General features: G+C 64.7%; 3 protein-coding genes. 1 reads left to right on the top strand and 2 read right to left on the bottom strand.

Features of this window, described 5'->3' with window-relative positions:
• Positions 1 to 14 precede the first annotated feature (14 nt).
• Positions 15 to 1,295, bottom strand: a complete 1,281-nt coding sequence (locus VF662_RS07535; protein WP_464139485.1) for a sugar transferase — start codon at positions 1,293 to 1,295, stop codon at positions 15 to 17.
• 175 nt (positions 1,296 to 1,470) lie between these two features.
• Here VF662_RS07535 and VF662_RS07530 point away from each other — a divergent pair, with 175 nt between their 5' ends.
• Entirely contained in the window at positions 1,471 to 2,469 is a 999-nt protein-coding gene (locus VF662_RS07530; RefSeq protein WP_464139483.1) for a GDP-mannose 4,6-dehydratase, read from the top strand.
• Here VF662_RS07530 and VF662_RS07525 read toward each other — a convergent pair.
• Positions 2,466 to 2,909 (bottom strand): UDP binding domain-containing protein (locus VF662_RS07525; protein WP_464139481.1); only part of this gene is annotated, 444 nt, incomplete at its 5' end. The two genes, VF662_RS07530 and VF662_RS07525, sit on opposite strands and share 4 nt — an antisense overlap.

Genomic DNA, 2,909 nt, shown 5'->3' with positions numbered 1-2,909 from the left:
GTTCCAGTGGCGGATCAGCGCGCGCCGTAGCCGCTGACGATGGTCCGGAAGGTGCGGGCGACGATCAGCACGTCGAGCCAGAACGAGAAGTTCTTGATGTAGTAGAAATCGTAGTGGAGCTTCCACAGCACGTCGTCGACGTCGGCGACATGTCCCTGCTTCACCTGCGCCCAGCCGGTGATCCCCGGCCGAACGATGTGGCGGTAGCGGTAGAAGGGGAGCTCCGATTCGTACCACAGCGACAGCGGCACGGCTTCAGGCCGCGGCCCGATCCAGCTCATCTCGCCCTTGATGATGTTGACGATCTGGGGGAGCTCGTCGATCCGGTAGCGGCGCAGATACCGGCCGATCCGAGTCACCCGATGATCGTCGTCCTGGGTCATCGCAGCCGACCGCGCGTCCTCCGCCGCCATCGGCTGGTGCGTCATCGACCGGAACTTGAACATCCGGAACGGATGCCCGCGATAGCCCATCCGCTGCTGGCGGAAGAGCACGGGCCCGGGCGAATCGATGCGGATCGCGATCGCCACGAGCAGCAGGAACGGAAGCAGCAGCGGCAGCAGCAGCACGGCTGCCGCGAAGTCGCCGGCGCGCTTCGCCTTCGCATAGACGATGCCGGGGATGAGCGAGCCGAAATTGTTCTCCGACAGATGCTCGATCGCGACGCGGCCGGTGAGCGATTCCTGCATCTGCTTCACGTGCATGATCAAAGTGCCTTCGAGGGCACGGTCGGCTAGGAAGCGCTCCCACTGATCGGGTATGTCGGCGCGGAGATCGGCGACGATCGCATCGACATCCGGCATCGGACCCTGTTCGGTGAGCCTGATCCAGCTGACCTCCTTGATCTCGGTCAGCATCGCCACGTCGCCATAAGGGACGACCCCGATCCGCAGCCGCTTCTGCCGCTGCAGCTTCGAATAGATGACGTAATACCAGACGATGCAGATGAGGAAGCTGACCAGGAACTGCAAACGGCTGTAGTCGAGACGGGCGAAGAAGAAGACTGCCAGAACGAGGCCGTAGGAGGCCGAAAAGCTCGGCAGGATGTGGTAGGATGCGCGGACGCCGGGATAGCGGGAGAGGCGCCGGAAGCTGTAATAGCCCAGCACCAGCCCGACGAACGTGCCGATCACCGAAGCCTGGAGGCCGACCAGCTCCGCATCGTTCCGGGCGATCTGGAGGCGGACCGCCCACGGCGCCAGCACCGCCAGGAACACGCCGACGCCCAGCTGCAGGCGGACGCGGTTCCACAGGCTCGGGCGAGCGCTGACCAATTTACTCGATTCGATCGCCACGTTGTTCCGGCCGAACGGCTCCGCCCCTCAAAGTCGCGCTTCGTTAAGAGGAAATTCGCCGCGAAGTCCACTTTCGCGGCCGTATGCGCCGGAGCCCGAGCGGGCGGGCTCCCGCTATTGTCCCCCCAAGGCGGCTCGTTTAAGCGCTCGCCATTCACCAGTCACGGGCAAAATAATGAACACCCTCATCACCGGCGCGGCCGGCTTCATCGGCTTCCATGTCGCACGCCGGCTGATGGAGCGGGGCGAGCGGGTGCTCGGCATCGACAACGTTAACGATTATTACTCGGTGAAGCTGAAGCGCGACCGGCTCGCGAAGCTCGGTGCCGACCATGGCGGTGCGTTCCGCTTCATCGAGGTCGATTTCGCGGACAGCCGCGCACTTGGCGAAGCGCTGGAGGGCGAGGAGTTCGCCGGCATCGTCCATCTCGGCGCGCAGGCAGGCGTCCGCTATTCGATCGAGAACCCTTCCGCTTATGTGCAGTCGAACCTGGTGGGGCACCTCAATCTGATGGAGGTGGCGCGGCACCGCAAAGCGCCCCATTTCGTCTACGCTTCCTCCTCCTCGGTCTATGGCGGCAACGAGACCTTGCCCTTCCGGGTCGAGGACCGGGTCGATCACCCGCTCTCGCTCTACGCAGCCACCAAGAAGGCGGACGAGCTGATGAGCGAGACCTACGCCCATCTCTACCGTCTGCCGCAGACCGGCCTCCGCTTCTTCACGGTCTACGGCCCCTGGGGCCGGCCGGACATGGCGATGTGGCTGTTCACCAAGGCGATCTTCGCGGGCCAGCCCATCCAGGTGTTCGGCGAAGGCAACATGCGCCGCGACTTCACCTATGTGGACGATATCGTCACCGGCATCGTCGCAGCGCTCGACAATCCCCCTCCCGACGACGGCGAGGAGAAAGCGGGCGGGAGCAAGGCTCCGCACCGGCTCTACAATATCGGCAACAACAACAGCGAAGAGCTGACTCGCATGATCGAGATCATCGAGCAGGCGTGCGGCAGGAAGGCCGAGCGGCAGCTGATGCCGATGCAGCCGGGCGACGTTCGCGACACCTATGCCGACATCAGCGCCATCCAGCGCGACCTCGGCTTTGCGCCGTCAACCAAGATCGACGTAGGCATTCCGAAGTTCGTGGACTGGTACCGCCAATATCACGGCGTCTAGAGCGTCCAGCGGTCGATGGCCGGATCGAGCTTGCGGCCGCCATAGACGTTCTTGAGGTCGGCAAGCAGACCGCCCTCCGCGACCAGGCCTGAAAGCCGATCGTCGCCGAGCTGCTCGTACGCGCCGTGCGGCACCGCCACCACGACGAGGTCGTAGCTGCCGTCGAGGCCGTCGCTCTCGAGCTCGATGCCGTATTCGTGCCGCGCTTCGGCCGGGTCCGCGAGCGGATCGTGGACCGTCACCTCGTGCCCAAGCCAGCGCAGCCGCTCGATGAGGTCGATCACCCGGCTGTTGCGGAGGTCGGGGACATTCTCCTTGAAGGTGAGCCCCATGACGAGCGCCTTGCCGGTCTTGCGGCGGCGGGTGTGGAGCTGGTCGGCGACCCAGCTGCCCATCTTGTCGTTGATCGAGCGGCCGGAGAGGATGACCTGCGGATCCTG

Source organism: Allosphingosinicella sp. (assembly GCF_036387215.1).
In the GTDB taxonomy this organism is placed as follows: domain Bacteria; phylum Pseudomonadota; class Alphaproteobacteria; order Sphingomonadales; family Sphingomonadaceae; genus Allosphingosinicella.
The sequence above is the reverse complement of the archived record's forward strand: the minus strand, read 5'-3'. Positions and strand labels throughout refer to the sequence as shown.

Coding starts and splice junctions, on each gene's coding strand:
- VF662_RS07530 (WP_464139483.1), top strand. CDS start 1,471: ATGAACACCCTCATCACCGGCGCGGCCGGCTTCATCGGCTTCCATGTC.